Origin of the sequence: Thermosediminibacter oceani DSM 16646 (assembly GCF_000144645.1) — a bacterium.
Taxonomy (GTDB): domain Bacteria; phylum Bacillota; class Thermosediminibacteria; order Thermosediminibacterales; family Thermosediminibacteraceae; genus Thermosediminibacter; species Thermosediminibacter oceani.
Window position 1 is genome coordinate 2,138,419 of sequence record NC_014377.1, and the last position, 19,614, is coordinate 2,158,032.

Annotated in this window: 21 protein-coding genes, 6 tRNA genes and 1 other RNA gene; 3 read left to right on the forward strand and 25 right to left on the reverse strand. The window is 48.4% G+C overall.

Going from position 1 to position 19,614, the window contains the following annotated elements:
- Window positions 1-23 precede the first annotated feature (23 nt).
- The 10 genes from TOCE_RS10745 to TOCE_RS10790 form a co-directional block, all read right to left on the reverse strand.
- Window positions 24-2,342 (reverse strand): vitamin B12-dependent ribonucleotide reductase, encoded by a 2,319-nt coding sequence (locus TOCE_RS10745; protein WP_013276855.1) that lies wholly within the window; start codon window positions 2,340-2,342, stop codon window positions 24-26.
- Window positions 2,343-2,581: 239 nt separating this feature from the next.
- Window positions 2,582-2,995 carry a Fur family transcriptional regulator gene (locus TOCE_RS10750; protein ID WP_013276856.1) on the reverse strand — a complete coding sequence of 138 codons (414 nt, stop codon included), beginning with the start codon at window positions 2,993-2,995 and terminating at the stop codon, window positions 2,582-2,584.
- A gap of 7 nt (window positions 2,996-3,002) precedes the next feature.
- Window positions 3,003-3,128: an RCKP-type rubredoxin-like domain-containing protein gene (locus TOCE_RS10755; RefSeq protein WP_013276857.1), complete on the reverse strand. Its 126-nt coding sequence runs from the start codon at window positions 3,126-3,128 to the stop codon at window positions 3,003-3,005.
- 408 nt (window positions 3,129-3,536) lie between these two features.
- Window positions 3,537-4,436, reverse strand: a complete 900-nt coding sequence (locus TOCE_RS10760; protein WP_013276859.1) for a patatin-like phospholipase family protein — start codon at window positions 4,434-4,436, stop codon at window positions 3,537-3,539.
- 111 nt (window positions 4,437-4,547) lie between these two features.
- Complete coding sequence (locus tag TOCE_RS10765) at window positions 4,548-5,492, reverse strand: thiamine pyrophosphate-dependent enzyme (protein ID WP_013276860.1); 945 nt, start codon at window positions 5,490-5,492, stop codon at window positions 4,548-4,550.
- A gap of 11 nt (window positions 5,493-5,503) precedes the next feature.
- Window positions 5,504-6,685 carry a 2-ketoisovalerate ferredoxin oxidoreductase subunit alpha gene (porA, locus tag TOCE_RS10770; protein ID WP_013276861.1) on the reverse strand — a complete coding sequence of 394 codons (1,182 nt, stop codon included), beginning with the start codon at window positions 6,683-6,685 and terminating at the stop codon, window positions 5,504-5,506.
- Window positions 6,675-7,052 carry a 4Fe-4S binding protein gene (locus tag TOCE_RS10775; protein WP_013276862.1) on the reverse strand — a complete coding sequence of 126 codons (378 nt, stop codon included), beginning with the start codon at window positions 7,050-7,052 and terminating at the stop codon, window positions 6,675-6,677. Before TOCE_RS10775 ends, porA begins: the two co-directional genes overlap by 11 nt.
- Window positions 7,049-7,627 carry a 2-oxoacid:acceptor oxidoreductase subunit gamma family protein gene (locus TOCE_RS10780; protein ID WP_013276863.1) on the reverse strand — a complete coding sequence of 193 codons (579 nt, stop codon included), beginning with the start codon at window positions 7,625-7,627 and terminating at the stop codon, window positions 7,049-7,051. The genes TOCE_RS10775 and TOCE_RS10780 overlap by 4 nt, the downstream gene beginning before the upstream one ends.
- Before the next feature lie 247 nt (window positions 7,628-7,874).
- On the reverse strand, window positions 7,875-8,141 hold the full coding sequence (locus tag TOCE_RS10785) for a pro-sigmaK processing inhibitor BofA family protein (protein ID WP_013276864.1): 267 nt from the start codon (window positions 8,139-8,141) through the stop codon (window positions 7,875-7,877).
- A gap of 32 nt (window positions 8,142-8,173) precedes the next feature.
- Entirely contained in the window at window positions 8,174-8,446 is a 273-nt protein-coding gene (locus tag TOCE_RS10790) for a DUF2508 family protein (protein WP_013276865.1), read from the reverse strand.
- A gap of 211 nt (window positions 8,447-8,657) precedes the next feature.
- On the opposite strand from TOCE_RS10790, the gene TOCE_RS10795 reads away from it, so the two are divergent.
- Window positions 8,658-9,242 (forward strand): LysE family transporter, encoded by a 585-nt coding sequence (locus TOCE_RS10795; RefSeq protein ID WP_013276866.1) that lies wholly within the window; start codon window positions 8,658-8,660, stop codon window positions 9,240-9,242.
- Between the two features lie 417 nt (window positions 9,243-9,659).
- Here the strand turns inward: TOCE_RS10795 and recR are convergent, their stop codons facing one another.
- The 14 genes from recR to TOCE_RS10875 all read right to left on the reverse strand — a co-directional run bounded on the left by recR (window position 9,660) and on the right by TOCE_RS10875 (window position 16,424).
- Window positions 9,660-10,256: a recombination mediator RecR gene (recR, locus tag TOCE_RS10805; RefSeq protein WP_013276867.1), complete on the reverse strand. Its 597-nt coding sequence runs from the start codon at window positions 10,254-10,256 to the stop codon at window positions 9,660-9,662.
- Between the two features lie 12 nt (window positions 10,257-10,268).
- Window positions 10,269-10,598, reverse strand: coding sequence for a YbaB/EbfC family nucleoid-associated protein (locus tag TOCE_RS10810; RefSeq protein ID WP_013276868.1), 330 nt, complete (start codon window positions 10,596-10,598; stop codon window positions 10,269-10,271).
- Window positions 10,599-10,619: 21 nt separating this feature from the next.
- The gene (gene dnaX, locus TOCE_RS10815; protein ID WP_013276869.1) at window positions 10,620-12,335 is read right to left on the reverse strand and encodes a DNA polymerase III subunit gamma/tau; all 1,716 of its coding nucleotides are present in this window, start codon (window positions 12,333-12,335) and stop codon (window positions 10,620-10,622) included.
- A 72-nt stretch (window positions 12,336-12,407) separates the two neighbouring features.
- Window positions 12,408-12,672, reverse strand: an RNA gene (gene ffs, locus TOCE_RS12010) — signal recognition particle sRNA large type.
- A gap of 462 nt (window positions 12,673-13,134) precedes the next feature.
- Window positions 13,135-13,698, reverse strand: coding sequence for a PIN domain-containing protein (locus tag TOCE_RS10825; RefSeq protein ID WP_013276871.1), 564 nt, complete (start codon window positions 13,696-13,698; stop codon window positions 13,135-13,137).
- Window positions 13,670-14,440 (reverse strand): ImmA/IrrE family metallo-endopeptidase, encoded by a 771-nt coding sequence (locus TOCE_RS10830; RefSeq protein WP_013276872.1) that lies wholly within the window; start codon window positions 14,438-14,440, stop codon window positions 13,670-13,672. The genes TOCE_RS10825 and TOCE_RS10830 overlap by 29 nt, the downstream gene beginning before the upstream one ends.
- 4 nt (window positions 14,441-14,444) lie before the next feature.
- Window positions 14,445-14,789, reverse strand: a complete 345-nt coding sequence (locus TOCE_RS10835) for a helix-turn-helix domain-containing protein (RefSeq protein WP_013276873.1) — start codon at window positions 14,787-14,789, stop codon at window positions 14,445-14,447.
- Between the two features lie 576 nt (window positions 14,790-15,365).
- Window positions 15,366-15,460 (reverse strand) — tRNA-Ser (locus TOCE_RS10845).
- A gap of 13 nt (window positions 15,461-15,473) precedes the next feature.
- Window positions 15,474-15,564, reverse strand: a tRNA-Ser gene (locus TOCE_RS10850).
- Between the two features lie 6 nt (window positions 15,565-15,570).
- Window positions 15,571-16,029 carry a tRNA adenosine(34) deaminase TadA gene (gene tadA, locus TOCE_RS10855; protein ID WP_013276874.1) on the reverse strand — a complete coding sequence of 153 codons (459 nt, stop codon included), beginning with the start codon at window positions 16,027-16,029 and terminating at the stop codon, window positions 15,571-15,573.
- A 25-nt stretch (window positions 16,030-16,054) separates the two neighbouring features.
- Window positions 16,055-16,131 (reverse strand) — tRNA-Arg (locus tag TOCE_RS10860).
- A gap of 18 nt (window positions 16,132-16,149) precedes the next feature.
- Window positions 16,150-16,226: transfer RNA gene (locus tag TOCE_RS10865), tRNA-Arg, on the reverse strand.
- 5 nt (window positions 16,227-16,231) lie between these two features.
- A tRNA-Ser gene (locus TOCE_RS10870) sits at window positions 16,232-16,327 on the reverse strand.
- A 10-nt stretch (window positions 16,328-16,337) separates the two neighbouring features.
- A tRNA-Ser gene (locus TOCE_RS10875) sits at window positions 16,338-16,424 on the reverse strand.
- Window positions 16,425-16,615: 191 nt separating this feature from the next.
- On the opposite strand from TOCE_RS10875, the gene TOCE_RS10880 reads away from it, so the two are divergent.
- Both TOCE_RS10880 and TOCE_RS10885 read left to right on the forward strand, forming a co-directional pair.
- Window positions 16,616-17,770, forward strand: a complete 1,155-nt coding sequence (locus tag TOCE_RS10880; RefSeq protein ID WP_013276875.1) for an integrase core domain-containing protein — start codon at window positions 16,616-16,618, stop codon at window positions 17,768-17,770.
- Between the two features lie 148 nt (window positions 17,771-17,918).
- A complete protein-coding gene (locus TOCE_RS10885) occupies window positions 17,919-19,115 on the forward strand; it encodes an MFS transporter (protein WP_013276876.1) in 1,197 nt (398 codons plus the stop codon).
- A gap of 5 nt (window positions 19,116-19,120) precedes the next feature.
- Here the strand turns inward: TOCE_RS10885 and TOCE_RS10890 are convergent, their stop codons facing one another.
- Window positions 19,121-19,552, reverse strand: coding sequence for a PilX N-terminal domain-containing pilus assembly protein (locus TOCE_RS10890; protein WP_013276877.1), 432 nt, complete (start codon window positions 19,550-19,552; stop codon window positions 19,121-19,123).
- Window positions 19,553-19,614 lie beyond the last annotated feature (62 nt).

Below are 19,614 nucleotides of genomic sequence, written 5' to 3' on the forward strand. Positions count from 1 at the left end.
TCCGGGACTCTTTTTATACCTCTTTAGCCGCATTTGGAGTAACCGCAGGACCTGCAGACGATGCAGCCGCTCTCGTGCTCCAGGACGCTATTGCATTCCGGGCAGTAGCTCTTATATCCCCTTCCGGGTTCCCGCACCGGGTTGTTCCCGTCCGCCGCCGTAGCAGTATCTCCGGCGCAGTAAATTTTTTTAATGAATTCCACACCGTTGCCGCCTTCGGCCAAACGGGCTCCTATGTGCCGCTCTATCGCCCTGGCTATGGCGTCGGGACAGGACAGCACCTTGATGTCCTTGTTATTTGCCATCTGCCGCAGCGTGGAATGGCACCTGATGCCTTTGAGCTGTTCCACTATGGATTTCACGTCAATGCCGGAACGCAGCGCCAGGGAAATAAGGCGGCTGGTGGCTTCCGACTGAGACGGACATCCCCCGGCCCTACCCAGGTTTGTAAATACCTCGCAGATACCGTATTCGTCGGAATTTACGGTTATATAAAGGTTGCCGCAGCCTATCTTCACCTTTTCGGTGCTGCCGTAAGTTACGCTGGGCCTTGGTCTGGGTTTGATCTCCTTCGGTAATTCCTCACAACCACAGGTTCCGGCGCCTGCCTCTTGACCTTGGCGAGTACCTTTTTTCAGCACCTGTTCCTCGCGGCTACCGTCCCTATAAACCGTTACGCCCTTGCAGCCCAGCTCGTAGGCTAGCAGATATACCTTCTTCACGTCCTCACGGGTGGCGCTGTGGGGGAAGTTCACGGTTTTGGATACTGCGTTGTCGGTGTATTTTTGAAATGCGGCCTGGATCCTCACATGCCACTCCGGCGATATATCGTGGGCGGTGACGAATACCCGCTTTACCTCTTCAGGAATGCCCGCTATACCTTTTAGGGAACCTTTCTCCAGGACTTCCTCCATGAGTTCCGGGCTGTAAAGCCCCCGCCTCCTCATCTCCTCCTCGAAAAGCGGGTATATTTCGATAAGTCTTTGTTTGTCCAGGACGTTTCTCTCAAAGGCCAGGGCAAAAACGGGCTCTATTCCGCTGGAACAGCCGGCGATGATACTTATGGTGCCCGTCGGGGCGATGGTGGTCACGGTAGCATTCCTAAGGAGCGGCCCTCCGGGGACGTCGTATACGCTTCCGGGGAAGTTTGGGAAAGCGCCCCGGGTTTTTGCCAGATCCTCCGAAGCTTTCCTTGCCTCGCGCTGGATGAAGCCCATGACCTCTTCGGCCAGTTTCACGGCCTCTTCTGAATCATACGGAATGCCGAGCTTGATCAGCATGTCGGCAAAGCCCATCACCCCGAGGCCGATCTTGCGGTTGGCTTTAGTCATCTGCTCTATCTCCGGCAGCGGATATTTGTTCACGTCGATGACATCGTCCAGGAAGCGGACCGCCATGTGGACGACCTGTTTTAATTCTTCATAATCAATTTCATTACCTGTACTTCCCTCTTTTACGAATTTACTAAGGTTGATTGAACCCAGGTTGCAGCTTTCGAAGGGCAGGAGAGGCTGCTCTCCGCATGGATTGGTGCTCTCGATCTGGCCTATGTGAGGGGTCGGGTTTTTGGCGTTGACGCGGTCTATGAATAGAATCCCCGGCTCGCCGTTTTTCCAGGCCATGTCCACAATCAGGTCAAAGACTTCCCGCGCCTTCAACCTCCCGGTGACCTTGCCGGTATTGGGGTCCACCAGCTCGTAAGTGCCGTCGTTCTTTAAGGTCTCCATGAATTTATCGGTAATCGCCACGCTGATGTTGAAGTTGGTCAATTCATTGTTGTCTTCCTTGCACCGGATGAATTCCAGGATATCGGGGTGGTCCACCCTGAGAATACCCATGTTGGCTCCCCTACGCCGGCCGCCCTGCTTTACGGCTTCCGTAGCGGCGTTGAAGACCTTCATGAAGGAAACGGGACCTGACGCTTCCCCACCGGTTGACCTCACCGTGGCTCCCTTGGGCCTTAGGCGGGAAAAGGACATCCCGGTACCTCCACCGCTTTTATGAATCAAAGCCGCGTTTTTTATGGCGCCGAAGATGCCCTCCATCGAATCCTCCACCGGCAGCACGAAGCAGGCTGAAAGCTGGCCCAGCTCCCTGCCCGCGTTCATGAGAGTGGGAGAGTTGGGCATGAACTTCAACTCCGCCATCATATCGTAGAACTTCTCGGCCCAGAATTCCGGGTCCTGGCCGTAATTTTCCTCGGCCGCGGCCACGGCGCGGGCTACCCTTTCGATCATATCCTCCGGAGTTTCCACCACTTGCCCTTTTTCATCTTTGGCAAGGTAGCGCTTTTGCAGTACAACTCTGGCGTTTTCGGTGAGCCTGAGCTTTTTGTTTTTCACCGTTTTCACCTCACACTAAAAAACACTATCCAGTAAGTCCATTATAGACTTATCGGTTTCATTTTACAAACATAAAAAAAGCCGGTTTTCATCAATCATCGTTCATTTTTAACAGCAAGGGGCCAAATCTTTCTTAAAACCCGATTCATTTCTGTAAAACTTTACCATTATATACCATTATATCAGGTACTGATATATTAAAAAATAAAAAAAACGGCCTTCGACCGCTATGCGATACTCTAATCTTCTTTTTTGCCGCAGTCACCGCAAAGGCCGTAGAATTCCAGCCGGTGATAGAAGACCTCCCAACCGTTTCGATCTGCTACTTCCTTATCGAGCTCCCGGTTTACGGGCAGGTCTTCCACATCAAAAGTCTGTCCACATTCAAGGCACACGAAATGATAGTGATTTTCGGGCTTGCCGTCATACCTGCTATTTTTGCTGCCGTAATTCAGCTCCATTATTTCGCCCATTTTCTTCAAAGTGGCGAGGTTTCTGTATACAGTTCCCAGGCTTATGTTGGGAATTTTCTTTTTTACCTTCTCATAGATCCAATCGGCAGTGGGATGGACCCTGGTGCTGCGCAGAACCTCCAGAATAAGGGCTCTCTGTCTGGTATTCCGTACAAACCCCTTCTTCTCTTTCTCGTCCATCGTTATATTATTTTTCCTCCTTGGGGTTCTCAACTTTCACAAAAGTATCCTTGGCTTCGCACTGCGGGCATTTCTTGGGCTTGCAGCGGCCTTCCTTCTCGAAGCCACAGGCACTGCACTTCCAGACAGCCACACCTTGCACCTCCTTTAAATATCCTCAGTAACAATTATTATTTTTATTTCAGCCTAAATATATACCAGCCATCGTTAAAAGTCAACAGTTATTTCCACCCACCTTTATTTTCTCCCCTTCAGTGCAGCTTATGCTCAACCCGCGACCCTGTGAGTTTACGGCCGCTATCGAGAAGCCATGTTATATTATCATTTTTTGGTATTGACCGGACAAGGCGCACAAGTGTATAATATAGCATAAGATACATGTATACAATTATACAATAGGAGGTTGCAGGTATGACTTCTGAAGATAAAAAGATAACAGACAGTGAAGACGCAACCCGGAAGATCCAGGAATATCTAGAAGACCTGCTCTTTAGTTCGGCTTACATGGAATATTAAAAGCCGATTCTTTTTTTACCACAATTTAACTACACAGAAACTTTTCAATTTCATTCATATTTCTGCTCGCAAAATCCTCACCGAACTTTATCAATTCGGGTATCCTGTAAAAATCCGTGTACCCTACCCCCTGCACCTGCGGGTAGACGTAAAAGGCAGGATATTCCTTTTGTATATAGTAGCAAAGCTCGTCACCCATTATATCCACCGACGCCATCAGCACATCCATTGCAGTATCCACCCGGCGCCTGCCGGTACTCCGTCCCAGGTCCACCGCCAGGATCTTCAGGGCGCCCTGGTGATAGAGCACGTCCACGGGCACATTGTTCTTGATGCCGCCGTCCACCAGTTTTCTGCCGGCCAACCGCTTGGGAACGAAGATGCCGGGAAGCGAAATGCTGGCCCTGACGGCGGCGGAAACCGGGGCGTCGCTTATGAAAACCGTGTTTCTCATGCCCCCCATAGGGATATTTTCCCTGGGACAGAAGACCACGGTCTCACCCGTCTCTACGTCCGCGCTCACCACCGAGATAGGCACTCTAAGGTCATCGAACGTCCTGCCGCCGAAAAGCCGATCCAGATACTTTTCTATTTTGTCTCCATTGAAAAGCCCATCGGGCCATTTCCGCATGACCATAGGCCGCCGCCGGGTCCAGAAGTAATACACTAAGGTGAAAACAGCCGCCGGCGGGAAGGTAGGATCCAGCAACCTCCAGGGTTTTAGGGAACTTACCCGGCTCGCAAACCAATCGATGTCGACTTCGCAGGCGTAAAAGGCCGCAGCGATGCTTCCGGCGCTGGTGCCTGCCAGGATATCCGGATAAAAGCCGTTTTTCATGAGGGCTTTCAAAATCCCCAGGTGTACAGCGCCTCTCAGTCCTCCTCCGCTGAGCACAAGTCCGAACCTGTACTGTTTTTTAAGCATTTTCTCCCCTCCCTTCAGGAGCTTTTGGCTTCTTAAATAAAATAATATTAATTTTGTTGGAAAAACGTTATAAAAAAAACCCCCGCGGATCATCCGCGAGGGATTATTTCTTTATCTCGGAGGGAGTTCCGGGGTTTCCCCGCACCGCTCCAGGAGCGCAAGCCACCTTCTGTCGATTTCTTCCTGTATGGCTTTTATTACGTGTTCGTTACCGGGTTTGAAAAGGTGCCTGAACCTACCCTGGGGTTTAAGGAACTCCTCTACGGGGACGTACTTCTTGGGCTTGTAGTTCAGCTTCCACTTGCCGTTTTCCACTTCAAAAAGCGGCCAGAATCTGGTCTCAACGGCGAGTCTCGTTATCTCTACAATATCCTCCGTGTTGTAACGCCAGCCGCGCGGGCAGGGTGAAAGCACGTTGATGAACGCTGGCCCCTCGACTTCTACAGCTTTCTTTGCCTTTTTGTGCACATCCTGCCAGCTGTGGATGGCCGTCTGGGCCGCATAGGGAATGTTGTGGGCCGCCATGATGGCGGTCAGGTCCTTTCTCGGCTGCTGCTTACCGGGTATGACCTTGCCTGCCGGGCTCGTCGTGGTATCGGCTCCTACCGGTGTGGCGCTGGAGCGCTGGATACCGGTGTTCATGTAAGCCTCGTTGTTCAGGCAGACGTAGACTATATTGTGACCCCTTTCCATGGCGCCGGAAAGGGACTGCAGGCCGATGTCGTAAGTTCCACCGTCACCGCCGAAGGCGATGATCTTGAAGTCCCTGTCTATCCTGCCCCTCTTCTTCAAAGCCCTGTAAGCCGCTTCCACGCCGCTGATGGTGGCGCCGGCGTTTTCAAAGGCGTTGTGGATGAAGGAGCAGTTCCAGGCCGTGTACGGGTAAATGGTGCTGGCTACTTCGAGGCATCCCGTGGCGCATCCCACGACCACGTTGGCGTCCTCAACCGCATTCAATATCATCCTTACCGAAATGCCGTGGCCGCAACCGGCGCAGAGCCTATGGCCTCCGACAAATCTCTCTTGAACCTTAGAGAGCTCTTTCAATGTCGCCATCTTGACACCTCCTATTCTCTCAGACCCAGGTATTTGACGGTCTCATCGACTCTGCCGGTCTTCCTGATGTTCTCCAGTTCTTCAAATACCTGTTCCACGTGTTCCAGCCTCAGGTCCCTTCCGCCGAGGCCGTATACGTAGTTTACAACCTTTATATCGTTCTTCAGGTCGTAAAGCGCATTCCTTATATCTGCAAACATGGGACCGCCGCAGGTAGAGAAGGTCTCGGCCCTATCCATCACCGCTACTGCTTTTATACCCTTTAAAGCCTCCCGAATTTCTTCATGCGGGAAGGGCCTGTATACCCTGGGCTTCAATACGCCAGCTTTTATGCCCTTCGCCCTGAGTTCGTCGGCAACACCCTTGGCGGTACCGGCTGCCGAATTGAGTACCACCACCGCTACATCGGCATCGTCCAATTTATATGATTCTACAAGGCCGTATTCCCTGCCGGAAATCCTGCCGAATTCCTTACCGATTTCCTTTATAACTTCCTTGGCCGCTTTCATGGCCTCCACCTGCTGGCGCTTGTGCTCGAAGTAAAAGTCGTACATGTCGAAGTTGCCCATGGAAATGGGATTTTCAGCGTTCAGCAGGTAATCTTCGGGCACATAGGTGCCAACGAAGTTCCTCACGGTCTCGTCATCAATCACTTCCAGCACGTCCATGGCATGGCTGGTGATGAAGCCGTCCATATTGACCATTACCGGCAGGCGAACGTCAGGATGTTCGGCTATGCGCACTGCCTGGATCATATTATCGTAGGCTTCCTGGGCGTTCTCGGAGAAGAGCTGTATTACGCCGGAATCCCTGAGACCCATGGCATCGCTATGGTCGCAGTGGATGTTGATGGGGCCGCTCAGCGCGCGGTTGACCACCGGAAACACTATGGGTAGCCTCAGCGAAGCCGCAATGTAGACAACCTCGAACATATACGCCAGACCCTGACTGGAAGTGGCGGTCATGGCCCTGGTTCCGGCGGCGGAGGCGCCTACGGCGGCGCTCATGGCGCTGTGCTCGCTTTCAACGGCTATAAATTCGGTGTCTACTTCTCCGTTGGCCACGAAGGAAGAAAATATCTGTACAATTTCGGTCTGGGGGGTTATCGGGTACGCGGCCACCACGTCGGGGTTAATCTGCTTCATAGCCTGGGCAACCGCTTCATTCCCGGTAAGCGCCACCTTAGTTTTCATCCTTGTTCGCCTCCTTTACCTTCTTGATTTCGTCCTCGGGGAACATGTCAATGGCGTTGACGGGACACACCTTGGCACAGATACCGCATCCCTTGCAGTGCTTGTAGTCAAAGGTCTCAAACTTGCCGTCCTTGGCTATGACGGAAGCATCGGGGCAGTATCTCCAGCACATAAGGCAGTGTATGCATCTATCTTTGTTCCACACGGGTCTTCTGGATCTCCAGTCACCGGTCTCGTAGGTGTTGGCATTGCCAGGTTCGTAGATGTTGCCCGCGCGGGTCAGTTCGTGCCACTTCATGTCCGGGCGCACGGCTTTGGTCCTGGTTCCTGTACCGAAATTTCTGTTAAAGGGGTTGTACGGCGTCATTCCTCCTTCACCTCCCGGTAAGCCCTCTCTATCGCCTTAAGGTTACCCTCGACAACTTCGGGCTTTGTCTTGAACTTTTTGGAAAGCAGTTCCTTTATGTGGCTCATAAATTGGTCGAAGGGTATGATGCCCGTCGCCCTGATAAAAGCTCCCATCATGGGAGTATTGGGAATGGCCCTCCCTATGGTATCCAGCGATATCTGGTTGGCATCCAGGGTATAAATCTTGCCACCCTTTATATCCAGCATCTCCCTTACTTCCGCGGGGGTCTTGGTGGTGTTGATGATGTAGATACCGTCCTCCGGCACCCCTTCGGTTATCTTGGCTTTTCCTATCAGGGTGGGATCCAGCACTATTACAACATTGGGGTTTATAACGTTGGAGTGAATGTAAATGGGTTCGTCGCTGATCCTGTTAAAAGCCAGCATGGGAGCGCCCATTCTTTCGGGTCCGTACTCTGGAAAGCCCTGGACGTACTTGCCCATTGCTGCTACCGATTCGGCCAACATAAGAGCCGCCGTCTTTGCCCCCTGGCCGCCTCTAGCATGCCAGCGGATTTCCATCACCTTTGCCATTTAATTTCCTCCCTTCTAATAATTAGAAATATCTGTTATAATACATAATACTGTATATGTGTTCTTTTATAATACAAACTAGTTCATTATATATAACAGGCGCATAAAACGTTGTTATAAGCGTTAGTATCAATTGATACAGTAATCTCAATTAGATTATAACAGAGTAATGATTGGCAGTCAAGCTAAGCTGTAACAATAAAAAAACCCTTCCGAACGAAGGGGTCGTGACAATCACAGGCGGCAATCACAATATATTTTTCAGTACTATAAGAAGTATTATTCCCGGAACACCGAGAAATCCTACAGTGAGGGCGGTCACCGGGTTGATAGCGATGTGGAGGCCCACGTAGCTGCCCATAAAATTTAACAGCACCAGGATTATCCCACCTATGACAGCATTATATAGCAGGTTGAGCACAATTTTGATTGGCCCTAGCAAAACCCTTCCTATCACGTAAAGCATTAAAAGACCGAAGGCGTAGGCCACTATTGCTCCGATATCGAGCTGCACAAGACTCCCCCCTGGCTTTTTGTACATTTTTATTACGAGTTTTGGTGGGTTATTCCCTGCTCCCTAGCTTTTTTCAAAAGGTAATTGTACTTCCTTCTTGCCGCCTCCATGGTGTATATGGCATGATCTACCAGTTCGGGGTCCGTGACGCTCTGGAAGTATCTTTCCGCCGAAATCAGTTCCCGGTGCGCTTTCTCAACCTCGTCGCTCAGCGAAAACTCAGCAGGCTTTATTGTTCCTTCTTCCTCTTCCATTAGAAAAGATGAGATTTCCGCCAGTAACCGGGCTATAGCCTCTTTCCTCACGACCCATCACCTCTTTTGAAATTTTAACCAGTTTTATCAGTTTTATTCAGGCGATGGGCCGCAGGTTTTTTTATATTTTTTACCTCCCCGAAGCACTCCTGTACAAATTTTTTGGGAGCAGTTAAAAGGAATTCCCCCCACCCTGTGGCGAAATATATCCCTCTAATTAATCTTCACGGGAAAGATCATCTTATATCAAGGGGGTAAAAAAATGCCTAATCTAACCGCATTCTTATCCTACGTATTTGTAACTACTTTCACCCCTGGACCAAACAACATCATGGCTATGACCAACGGAAACCAATTCGGATTTAAGAAAGCGCTTAACTTTATTTTAGGTGTTACCACGGGCTTTGCCATAATCATGCTGCTGTGCAATTATCTCAACCTGTTACTTTTTAATTTAATGCCCAAAGTTGGAGTATTCATGAAATTGCTCGGATCAAGCTACATTATTTATCTGGCTATAAAAATACTGAAAAGCAATTCTGATGAAAATGATTCTCCCCGAGATAGCATGAGCACATTTTTAAACGGAATGCTCATGCAGTTTATCAATCCAAAAGTAATATTGTACGGGATAACCGTAACTTCAAATTTTATAATACCATATTATAAATCCAATACGACACTTTTTTTGTTTTCTATTTTCCTTGCATTTGTAGGCTTTCTGTCGACCTCTTGCTGGGCGCTTTTCGGTGCCGTTTTTCAAAAGTTTTTAAGCGAGTACAGAAAACCCTTTAATATAGCGATGGCATTGCTCCTCATCTACAGCGCGATTTCAGTTTTAAAATGATTTGGGGGAGTACAAGGGGCAGTAACCCTCTCAATTCTTTTGGGATACGCGCCCCCTCGCCTTGCTATTTACATCCTCTTCCACAATGTAATATTGCCTCCGATGACACTCAAAGCCCAGATCCATGCCGACTCAGCGGTTCTAAGAGACGCCATGTTCTGTGCCACCAAGGTCTATAATGGCTTCCTTCGGCACCTGCGGAGGGTAAATATCATTATCGTTTTAGGCCTATTCCTTTTAAGTTCCATAACTGGCAGTCAAAAAAGAAAATAAAATTGTTTTAGGGAATAGGATAAAGAGGAAAATAAAAAACATGGTCTACAGGACATTCCTTTGCCCTAATAAACCATGTTTCCTGAATCAACTTTAATTTCTTTGAAAGAACTTTTTGTAACAATGAAAAAGTTTATTTTTTGGCTACAGTTCCCTGCGGCCTTCCAAGGCTTTCGCCAGGGTTATCTCGTCGGCGTAGTCCAGGTCTCCCCCCATTGGGATTCCGTGGGCTATGCGGGTTACCTTCAACCCCAGGGGTTTAAGGAGCCTGGCGATGTAAAGGGCTGTTGCCTCGCCCTCCACGTCGGGGTTTGTGGCGATGATGACTTCCTTCACGCCGGAAGCCACCCGCGCCAGCAGTTCCTTTATCCTTATATCATCGGGGCCTATGCCCTCCAGGGGCGATATCACCCCGTGCAGCACGTGATAGAGACCCTTATAATCCCTGGTCTTTTCTATGGCGACCACGTCCTTGGGGTCTTCCACCACCATAATTGTGTTCCTGTCCCGGTGGGGCGCATTGCATATACTGCACGGGTCCACATCGGTGAAGTTGCCGCAAACGGAACAGTATACGATGGATTCCCGGGCGCCGGCTATAGCCTGAACAAGTCTTGCCGCCCTGTCGGCAGGCATTTTCAGGATGTAGAAAGCCAGTCGCTGGGCGGTCTTGGGGCCTATGCCCGGGAGGCGGGACAATTCTTCGATGAGCCGTGCAATCGGTTCCGCGTAATACCCCATGTCAATCCTTCCTTAGAACAGCCCCGGTATGCCCAGGCCCCCGGTGAGCTTGCTCATTTCTTTAGTCACCATCTCCTCGGCCTTCTGCAGGGCTTCGTTGACGGCAGCCAGGATGAGGTCTTCAAGCATTTCCACGTCGTCGGGGTCAACGGCCTCCGGCTGGATTTTAATTTCTAAAAGCTCCTTCCTGCCGTTGGCCACCGCTTTTACCACACCGCCGCCAGCAGTGGCTTCCACGGTCCTCTCTTTTAGCTCCTCCTGAAGCTTGGCCATGTCCTCCTGCACTTTCTGCACCTGCTTCATGAGCTTGCTCATATTGCCCATACCACCGAAATTTTTCATGAAAACCTACCTCCTATCCGATTAATTATCGTCAATTTCAACCAGGTCCTCACCGAATAACTCGATGGCGCTCCTGATGAACTCCTCATCGGAGACATCCTTTGAATCCCGGCTCGCAGCCTCCTCGGCCTTTCTAAACCCCTTTACGGCAATCTCCATGCCCGTTATATTTTTTATCGCTTCCTCTATTATATTTTTTTGAATTTCTATTAAAGCTTTTTGGCCGTCAAACCCCTCGAAGGAAAGGAACAAGTTGCCCTTTTGAAGTTCCACGGGTTCGACCCGGCAGGCCTCCATGACGTTGACCACGGTCATCTTCCCCTTCTTTGCAAGTTCCTCTAACACCCGGGGCCATTTTTCCTTTAATTCCAGCAGTTCTTTCCCGGGATTTTCGCGCCGGACCTCCCCGCTTTTCGTTTGACGGGCACTGGCCCTTTCGGGCGTCACTTCCCGGGATACCTCGGTCCTTGCCGGCACACCGCCGGTTACAGGGTTTTCGGCCTGGGAGCCAGCGGATGCGCCGCCGGTGTCGGGTTTTTGTGCTTCATAGGCGGGAGAGCTACCGGAAAACCCCTCCAGCCTTTTTTCCAACTCCTCAACCCTCTCCTCCAGGGCCTTAATCCGGGCCGCCGGCGCCGTTTCGCCGGTCCAGAGCTCCGGCAGAGCCAGCTTTACCATTGCGGCTTCCAACACTGTTCGGGGCTGTGACGCCCACCGGACGTCGTTGGAGGCCGTTTTTAAAAGGTCCAGTATGTTTAGGATTTCTTCTCGGGAATAACTTTTTGCAAGGGCCTCAAGTTCCCCGTATTCCTCGTCGGTTACGTCCACCAGGTTCCTGTCGGCGCCTATGGAAACCATGAGCAAATTTCTGTAAAATCCCATCAAGTCGTCGGTGAAGCGCAAAAGGTCCTTCCCAAGGCCTACAACTTCCTCGATGATATCGAGGATCCTGCCGGGAGCCCTCTGCTTTACCGCCCGCGAAATCTCGAAGAACAGGTCGTCGCCCACCGCTCCGAAGAGCGAAAGGGCATCCCGGTAGGTGAGCTTATCACCGCCAAAGGCCAACGCCTTGTCCAACAGGCTAAGGGCATCGCGCATGGACCCCTGCGAGCTCCTGGCTATGAGGGCGAGGGCTTTGTCTTCAGCCTCGACGCCGTTTTCCGCCGAAATCCTCTTCAGGTGGGACACCAGTTCTCTGGTCTGTACCCTCCTGAAATCAAACCTCATGCAGCGGGAAAGGATGGTAGACGGGAGTTTGTTGGGTTCGGTGGTGGCAAGAATGAACACTACGTGCTCCGGCGGCTCCTCGAGGGTTTTCAGGAGGGCGTTGAAGGCTTCGGTGGTGAGCATATGCACCTCGTCGATTATGTATACCCTGTACCGTCCTTCGGAAGGAGGGAAATTAACACTTTCTCTGAGGGTGCGTATGTCGTCGATGCCCCGGTTTGAAGCCGCATCCATCTCGATGACGTCAATCATGCCGCCTTCGTTGATGGCAAGGCAGTTCCTGCACCGGTTGCAGGGGGTATCGGTGGGGCCCTGTTCGCAATTCAGAGCTTTGGCGAAAACCCTCGCGGTGCTGGTCTTACCGGTGCCCCTCATACCGCAAAAAAGGTAGGCGTGACCAATTTTCCCGGTTCTGATCTGGTTTTTTAATGTCCTGACAATGGCTTCCTGGCCTACGATTTCGTCGAAATCCCTGGGCCTGTACCTCCTGTATAGGGCCACGTACGCCATGGGAAATCTCCCCCGCAATTTCCTTATATATTTTAAAGGCCGCCGGAAAGTTACGGCGGCTAAAAATTTTGGCCGTGCACCCTCCGTCGATTTTTCCCTCCGGGCGTTACCATGATAGTTAGCTCCGACCAGGCTGCCCCGCGGCACATGGAAGGGCTTCCTTACCGTTGCTTCCTCCCGGACCTGGCGGGGTTCGGAAGTTTCCATTGCGCGGGACCCGGCCATCGTCGCCACTTGTCATGGCCGGACCCCACAGGGAGAAAACCTCGGGAGGGAATTCGACCCCACTACAGCGGCTTGTGGGTACAGGGCACCGCTACCTCCCCGTCTAGCACGGCCAAATTTTTCTGCAGATATAAAATTAACTCTTTAGTTAGTCTATACGACCTTCGAAGTTTATTATACTATCTTTAATAAAAAATAGCAAGGCAAATAAGTTCCCAGCTAATGCAAATAATCTTATACTCTATTGTATATTTCAAATTGCTAGTGCTTAAGTCAAGCAAATAAAAAAGTCGCCTACAACTACCGTTTTCAAAAAATCTTAGTTGCCCATATTAATTCTTTGATCATTTAGCATTGCCCAGATATAAGCGGACCCTCTTACAATATTGCTAATTTGACCGGGGCCATCGGTAGGCATCATTTTGAAAGCTTTACTAAAGTCGCTTTTTTGCAATTTATAATTCGTCCTGTCAGTAATAACTGCATCACTTTCTACCATATATTTAAACTCGATTCCTTTTTTTGTATAAAAATTTTCCCCTGCATGACAAATAATTATCAATGACAATAATGATTATATCAATAATTCAGATTGGGTATTAAATTTTGTTATCACATAATCGAAATTATAAATGGGAAGTTTTCTCTTTTTATCTTTCATGGATTGCCATATGGCTTGTCCTTCTTTGACTGTTATGTAATTGGCTTTCCAGTAATAATATAAAATATGCTCTGTACAAATTAAAGGCGGCTGGTTGTCCTTGATATAGGGTAAGACATCACTTAAATTGTTGCTGGCTAAAGTGCCGTTCAGTGATTTTGCTAAAACTATAGCAGCTGCCTCACCTTTTCCAATCTTTTTAGGATTATCCATGGCAATTAATCGTAAATACTCCTTCAAATACGGATCCGTAATGCCAATGTCTTTAACAGTAAAATTTTTGGACTCTACTTCACGTTCGATATTTTCAAATACATAATAAAATTTTGTTTTTTTCATATAGGCTAACTCGTTGTAAACGGCTTGGGGGATAATGATTTGTCCTCGGAAGAGGGTGTTGATTATGTCCAATCGATTAATCCATGAAAATGAAGCAATGCAGTCGTTGTCAAAAACTATCGGCATCTTCAAATGCATTTTCCACACCCTCCAATTCTTCATTATCCCCGTATAGAATATCTGCAAAGCCTCCTTCTAAAAGCAATTCTTCGTATTTCCCATAAGTTATTCTACCGCTGTCCAAAAGAGTCTGGGCAAGTTCTGCGTAATCAGAATAAATTTGTGTTCCCTTATCTTCTGTATTACGATACAGGTCGGTTTTGTAACCAAGCTGGGCGGCGTTCTTAATTATATTTTTCTCCATAGCTTCATATTGTCTACTGGTAATCGCTCCGATACTTTTCAGGCGGATAAGCATTAGTTTATGGCTTACCTGGAAGTAATTTTCTAGAAATATTATATCGTTCAGGGTAATCGGCTTTCCTTTAGTCCTTTTTAGTATCATATACTCAAGGGCATCGTCTGGAACCAGCAGATGAGCCGCAAAATGGTTGGCGTCGCGTTCGTTTTGGTAATCTTCTTCAAATTTATTAATAGGGCAGACCCTTCCCGACATACCAATGTCGTACTTTATATGATAATACTCGTGTGCAGCCGTGAAATATTGGTGTCCCAGGCTTCTGCTGGAATTTATGACAACAAGCCCAGCCTTTTTATTACGCATAAAAAAGCCTGAAATATTTCCCTTTATTTTTGTTATTATCAGGGAAACATTTTCGATGTCTTTTAACACCCTGAATATATCCACCCTGTCATATTGACCAATCCCAAGATTTTTTCTTGTTTCTGCTGCCTTTAATTTTATTTCATCATAATTCATTTCCTCACCTCCCCATGAGTTCCCTCATCTCACATAGATTACGCAAAAAGGTCTTGGCAAAAGCAATGGTTTCTAAATCTTCTTCGCAGAACTCATCGGCTCTGAAGGCTATTTCTACCTCTGGTTCTTTTTTATCCTCATTACCGAGGAAATAATCGATCGAATACCCATATAAATTGGCCAATTCCTGTAATAGGGTAATGTTGATTTCCCTCGCCCCAGTTTCATAATAGGATAACTGGACCTTGTTTATCCCGAGGATTTTGGCAACCTGGTCCTGTGTCAAACCGCATTTCTTTCTCGCTTCTTGGAGTCTTTCCCCAAGACTTTTGAGAAAGCTGTTATTCATATAATCCCTCCTAACTTATATGTTAAATTCACACTATATTGTATTATAATTATAACACATTTGTTATTAATTTAATCCCGGGATAAAAAATTTTTTCTATAAACACGAATTTTTAAGGTGGAAAACGGGTGTATAGGATGATGAGTATTAAAAAGTTGATGGCCTAGGTAAAATCAATGATATTGTAAAAGGACCTGCTTATGTTTTGGCGATTCTAAATGATAAAAGGTAATATAGGAAAATCTTTTATCTCTTTTTACGTAAATATAATACTCTGGTGCAGTATTAAAAAATGTTCATTTCACGGAATTTACATCTTAGAATTGAGTAAGGGTCAAAATACGGGTCTTTAATCTGTTGCTTAACATCCTTCATGAACTTATTAAATATTTGATAAATTTTTAATTTCACATTCCATGTTAAACTGTTCAACAAACTCTTCAATTCTTTTCTTTTTATAAGCTCTTTTAAAAGCACATATTTTACTATTTCTCCCTACACTAAACAAAAAGACCACACTCCCTTTCTTAACTCAGTAGTAATCATGGAATGTGGTCATGTGGACAAAAAATAAAATGGCGGAGAGAGCGGGATTCGAACCCGCGAGACGGGGATTTTCCCCGTCTACTCGATTTCCAGTCGAGCGCCTTCGACCACTCAGCCATCTCTCCACGCTTTTTTTGATGGCGGAGAGAGTGAGATTCGAACTCACGAGGCGGGATTACCGCCTACTCGCTTTCGAGGCGAGCGCCTTCGACCTCTCGGCCATCTCTCCACCTGATTATAATCTTTTTTGCCTGAAAAAATCTTTCAATAGAATGCCGCATTCTTCGGCGAGCACACCGGAAACAACTTCCGGATGGTGGTTGAACCTTTCGACTTTAAAAAGGTCCACCACGCTGCCCGCAGCACCGGCTTTTGGATCCGGTGCACCGAACACCACCCTGTCAAGCCTGGCCAGTATAATGGCTCCGGCGCACATGGGGCAAGGCTCCAGCGTCACGTAAAGGCTGCAGCCTGTGAGCCTCCAGGTGCCCATGGCCTCGCACGCGGCTTTTATTGCGAGCACCTCCGCGTGAGCGGTGGCGTCCTGGCTCCGCTCCCTGAGGTTATGTGCTCGGGCGATGATACTGCCTTCGTACGCGATTACCGCCCCGACGGGCACTTCGTCCTGCTCAAAGGCCTTCCGTGCCTCCTTCAGGGCTTCGCGCATGAAGAATTCGTGGTCTTTTTCCTGCATTATTTTTAATCCCTTTTAAAAAGAATGGTGCGCCCGGGAGGACTCGAACCCCCGGCACGCGGTTTAGGAAACCGCTGCTCTATCCTCCTGAGCTACGGGCGCATATTTTGAAAGAATCTCTGGTGCGCCTGGCAGGAGTCGAACCCACAACCTTCTGATCCGTAGTCAGACGCTCTATCCAGTTGAGCTACAGGCGCACGTATGGCGGAGAGAGCGGGATTCGAACCCGCGATACGGATTTTAGGTCCGTATAGTCGCTTAGCAGGCGACCGCCTTCGACCTTCTCGGCCATCTCTCCCCGGGTATTCTGGCAGAGGGGGAGGGATTCGAACCCCCGGCCCTTTTGGGGCACTGGTTTTCAAGACCAGCTCCTTAAACCACTCGGACACCCCTCCGTCCGATGGCAATTCAAAGTATAGCATATTGAAGGTCTATTGTCAACCGGAAGAGGCATAATGTATGTAGATGAGCCACAGTTTCGTTCACACTACTTTATTAAAGTGAAAAAGACATTGCAAAGGGTGGGTATCCCTGGGGTATTATGGATATGGAACAACAGAAACCCACTAAGGAGGGATCCCACCCAATGACATTATACCAAAAACTTAAAGCTTCGGGTAATCCCCAGGCTGTTGCTCAAATCACTATCTCTTTACTTGAGTCTCATTCCGTTAAAGAAACCGCTAAAATCTTGGGTGTTACTCCAAGATGGGTGTATAAATTAAGAGAGCGTTTCAGGCTTTCTAATGGGGATATATCGGCCTGTATCAAAAAACGAGGACCTAAATTCCGCATGCCTAACAGAACTCCGGAGCACATCGAAAATTTGGTCGTTACTCTGGCAAAAGAAACTAATCTGGGCTCTAAAAGGCTGGCATTGTTCATTAAAAATACCTTCAATATTCAACTTTCCCCTTTTACTATTCGAAATATTAGAAGACGTTACGGTATACACTGCCGTAAACACAAGACGCTTACCGGCTCCCGCCGATTTGCTACAGATTTCTCCGCCTTCGAACCTTTGCAGCTCTGGCAGATCGATGCAAAACATATCGCCGATCAATCGGCTTTGCCTCCCGAAGCTTATGCATCTATTTTCAAAAATAAGCTGCCTCCTTTTCAGTTCACTGCTATTGATATTAAAACAAGGTTGCGCTTTATTGCGTATGCCGATTCTCTCGATTTTAAAAATGGGTTGACTTTCATGCTGCTTGTGGCAGCCTGGCTTAGAGCCTTCGGTGTAAAACATCAACTCTTCTTTCAAACAGACAATGGAGCAGAGTTCGGAGGCAGTGCCGGCTCTCGTAAAAGAAAACTCATTCAAAAACTTATTTTCGATCATTGGAACGTATCTTTGCTTAATATCCCGGAAAGGAATAAGGAAACAAATTGCTTCGTTGAACGCTCTCACCGCACTGATGATGAGGAGTTTTACGCTTTAAACTTGAAAAAAGTAACTTCAAGGACTTCATTCCTAAAGATGGCTCAAAATTGGATACTATATTTCAACTACAGGCGGCCGCATTTTGGCAAAAACATGAATGGAATGACTCCTGTTGAGGCGTTGAAGTTTTATCGCTGCTTTTATCATCCTGCAATTGGTTCTATGCCTGTAGTTGTTTTGGATCAGCTTTCTAATTACACTTCTTTGCTTTTTGACATCTCTTCTTTGCCCTGGGATAACCTGCCCAGAAATAAAAAGCTATTGAACGAAACTATGGCACATTACAAAGAGGCATAATGTACCGATTTCGCTCTTAAGAATTGTCTTTGATAGAGAAAACCTTCTTTAAGGTGTATTCGGTCATATAAAGCTTTTATGCTAAACTTATTATTTTCATTGAATTAATGAACTAATATAGTATAATATATGGCGGGAGGAATTTCAAATGCATTTATTTCGATTTTCGCTCGATGACCGCAACCTTTTCCTCATCTCGATCGGTGTGTTCATCGCCCAGATAGCCTTTTCATCGATCACACCCTTTCTCCCGTCGCTCCTTATTGAGCTGGGCCTGAAATCTAACATATCCTTCTGGTCGAGTCTCATATTTTCCGTACAATCGGTAGTTTTTGGGATCATGGCCCCCGTATGGGGTGCCATCTCGGACCGTTACGGCAAAAAGCCGATGATGGCCCGGGCTGGCCTCGGTATGGGGGTAGTGTATTTTTTACTGGCCGCATCCAAGAACCACATCCAGCTCCTTTTGCTCAGGGCTTTAAACGGGGCTCTTTCGGGATACATACCGGCGTCGATAAGCCTGGTAGCTTCCACCAGCAGGCCGGACAGGCTCAACCAGAACCTGGGCATGGTCAACACCGCATCCGCCGTGGGGGCCATTACCGGTCCGATGATCGGGGGTCTGACCGCAAAAGTCTTCGGAATGAGGGGCAGCCTTGCTTTCTCCGGATTTCTACTCATCATCGCCGGATCGCTGCCCTACGTCACCAGGATAAAAGAACCGCCCCGTTCACAAAAAGCGGAGGGCTCGATTAAAGACAGCATCATCGAGACTTTTAAAAACCGGCAGCTCACCCTTGTGTTCATGACCGGGCTTTTTACTCAGGCCGCCCTAATGGCTATACTTCCGACGTTGAACCTGGTAATGAGAAATATAGCCCCGCAGAATGCGGAGTTTTATACCGGCTTGGTGTTCTCTATTATAGGGGTTTCCACGGCCATCGCTTCGCCCTTTATCGGGAGGATGACGGACATCCCCCTCACATCCCTTTACCGGTGGTCTCTCATAGGCAGCTCTATCCTTACCGCCCTACAGGGGCTGGCCGCCTCTGTAACGTCTTTGTTGATCTTGAGGTTTATATTCGGGTTTTTCAACGCAGCCATGACCATTTCGGGGAACGTGCTCATAGCGAAAGCCGGTGGCAGCGGTAGTCAGGGGAGTTCCTTCGGAGTCTATAACGGAATAATGTCCATAGGCCTTGTATTCGGGTCAATCCTCGGCGGCATAATGGGCGATCGTTTTGGGCTTGCCTTTTCATTCTTTGCCAGCACCGCTCTGTTTCTTGCCGCATACCTGATTTCGTTCCTTATCAAAGAACCCACGGAAGAGGAGCCCGGCGTTTAAACGCTTCAGAGCTCCTCCTTACCTTCCTGCTTCCAGGAAATTACTTTCAAATTTATCTCCTCTTTGCCGGCTACGACTTCCACGGTCACCGTGAGCTTTTCCTTCGCCCGGCCCGCCGCACCCTGCGATGTTACTTTCAACCTGCCGGGGCTAATTTCCTCCACCGAAACCTCAAAAGACCCGTCTCCCAGGCTTTCGGCTCCATTGGGCCTGTGATCCGGGTCTTTTTTTAAAGCGGTGAGGGTTTTGTGGATTCCCGCTTCCGCCAGGTAATATGCTTTTGCGCTTTCTTTGAAATACGCGGCCTTTTTGAGCTCGGCAGTCATCATTTCCAGGATGGCGACCCCAAGCAGGGACAGTACTGAGACTACAAATACTACCGTAATAAGGACCAAGCCCGCTTGACGGCCGCCTTTTGGCAGATCTTTATTCGACATTTGCCTCTCATACCTTTCACGAAACATTCAATTATAAATTACTACCGGTTAAACTTTTTTTC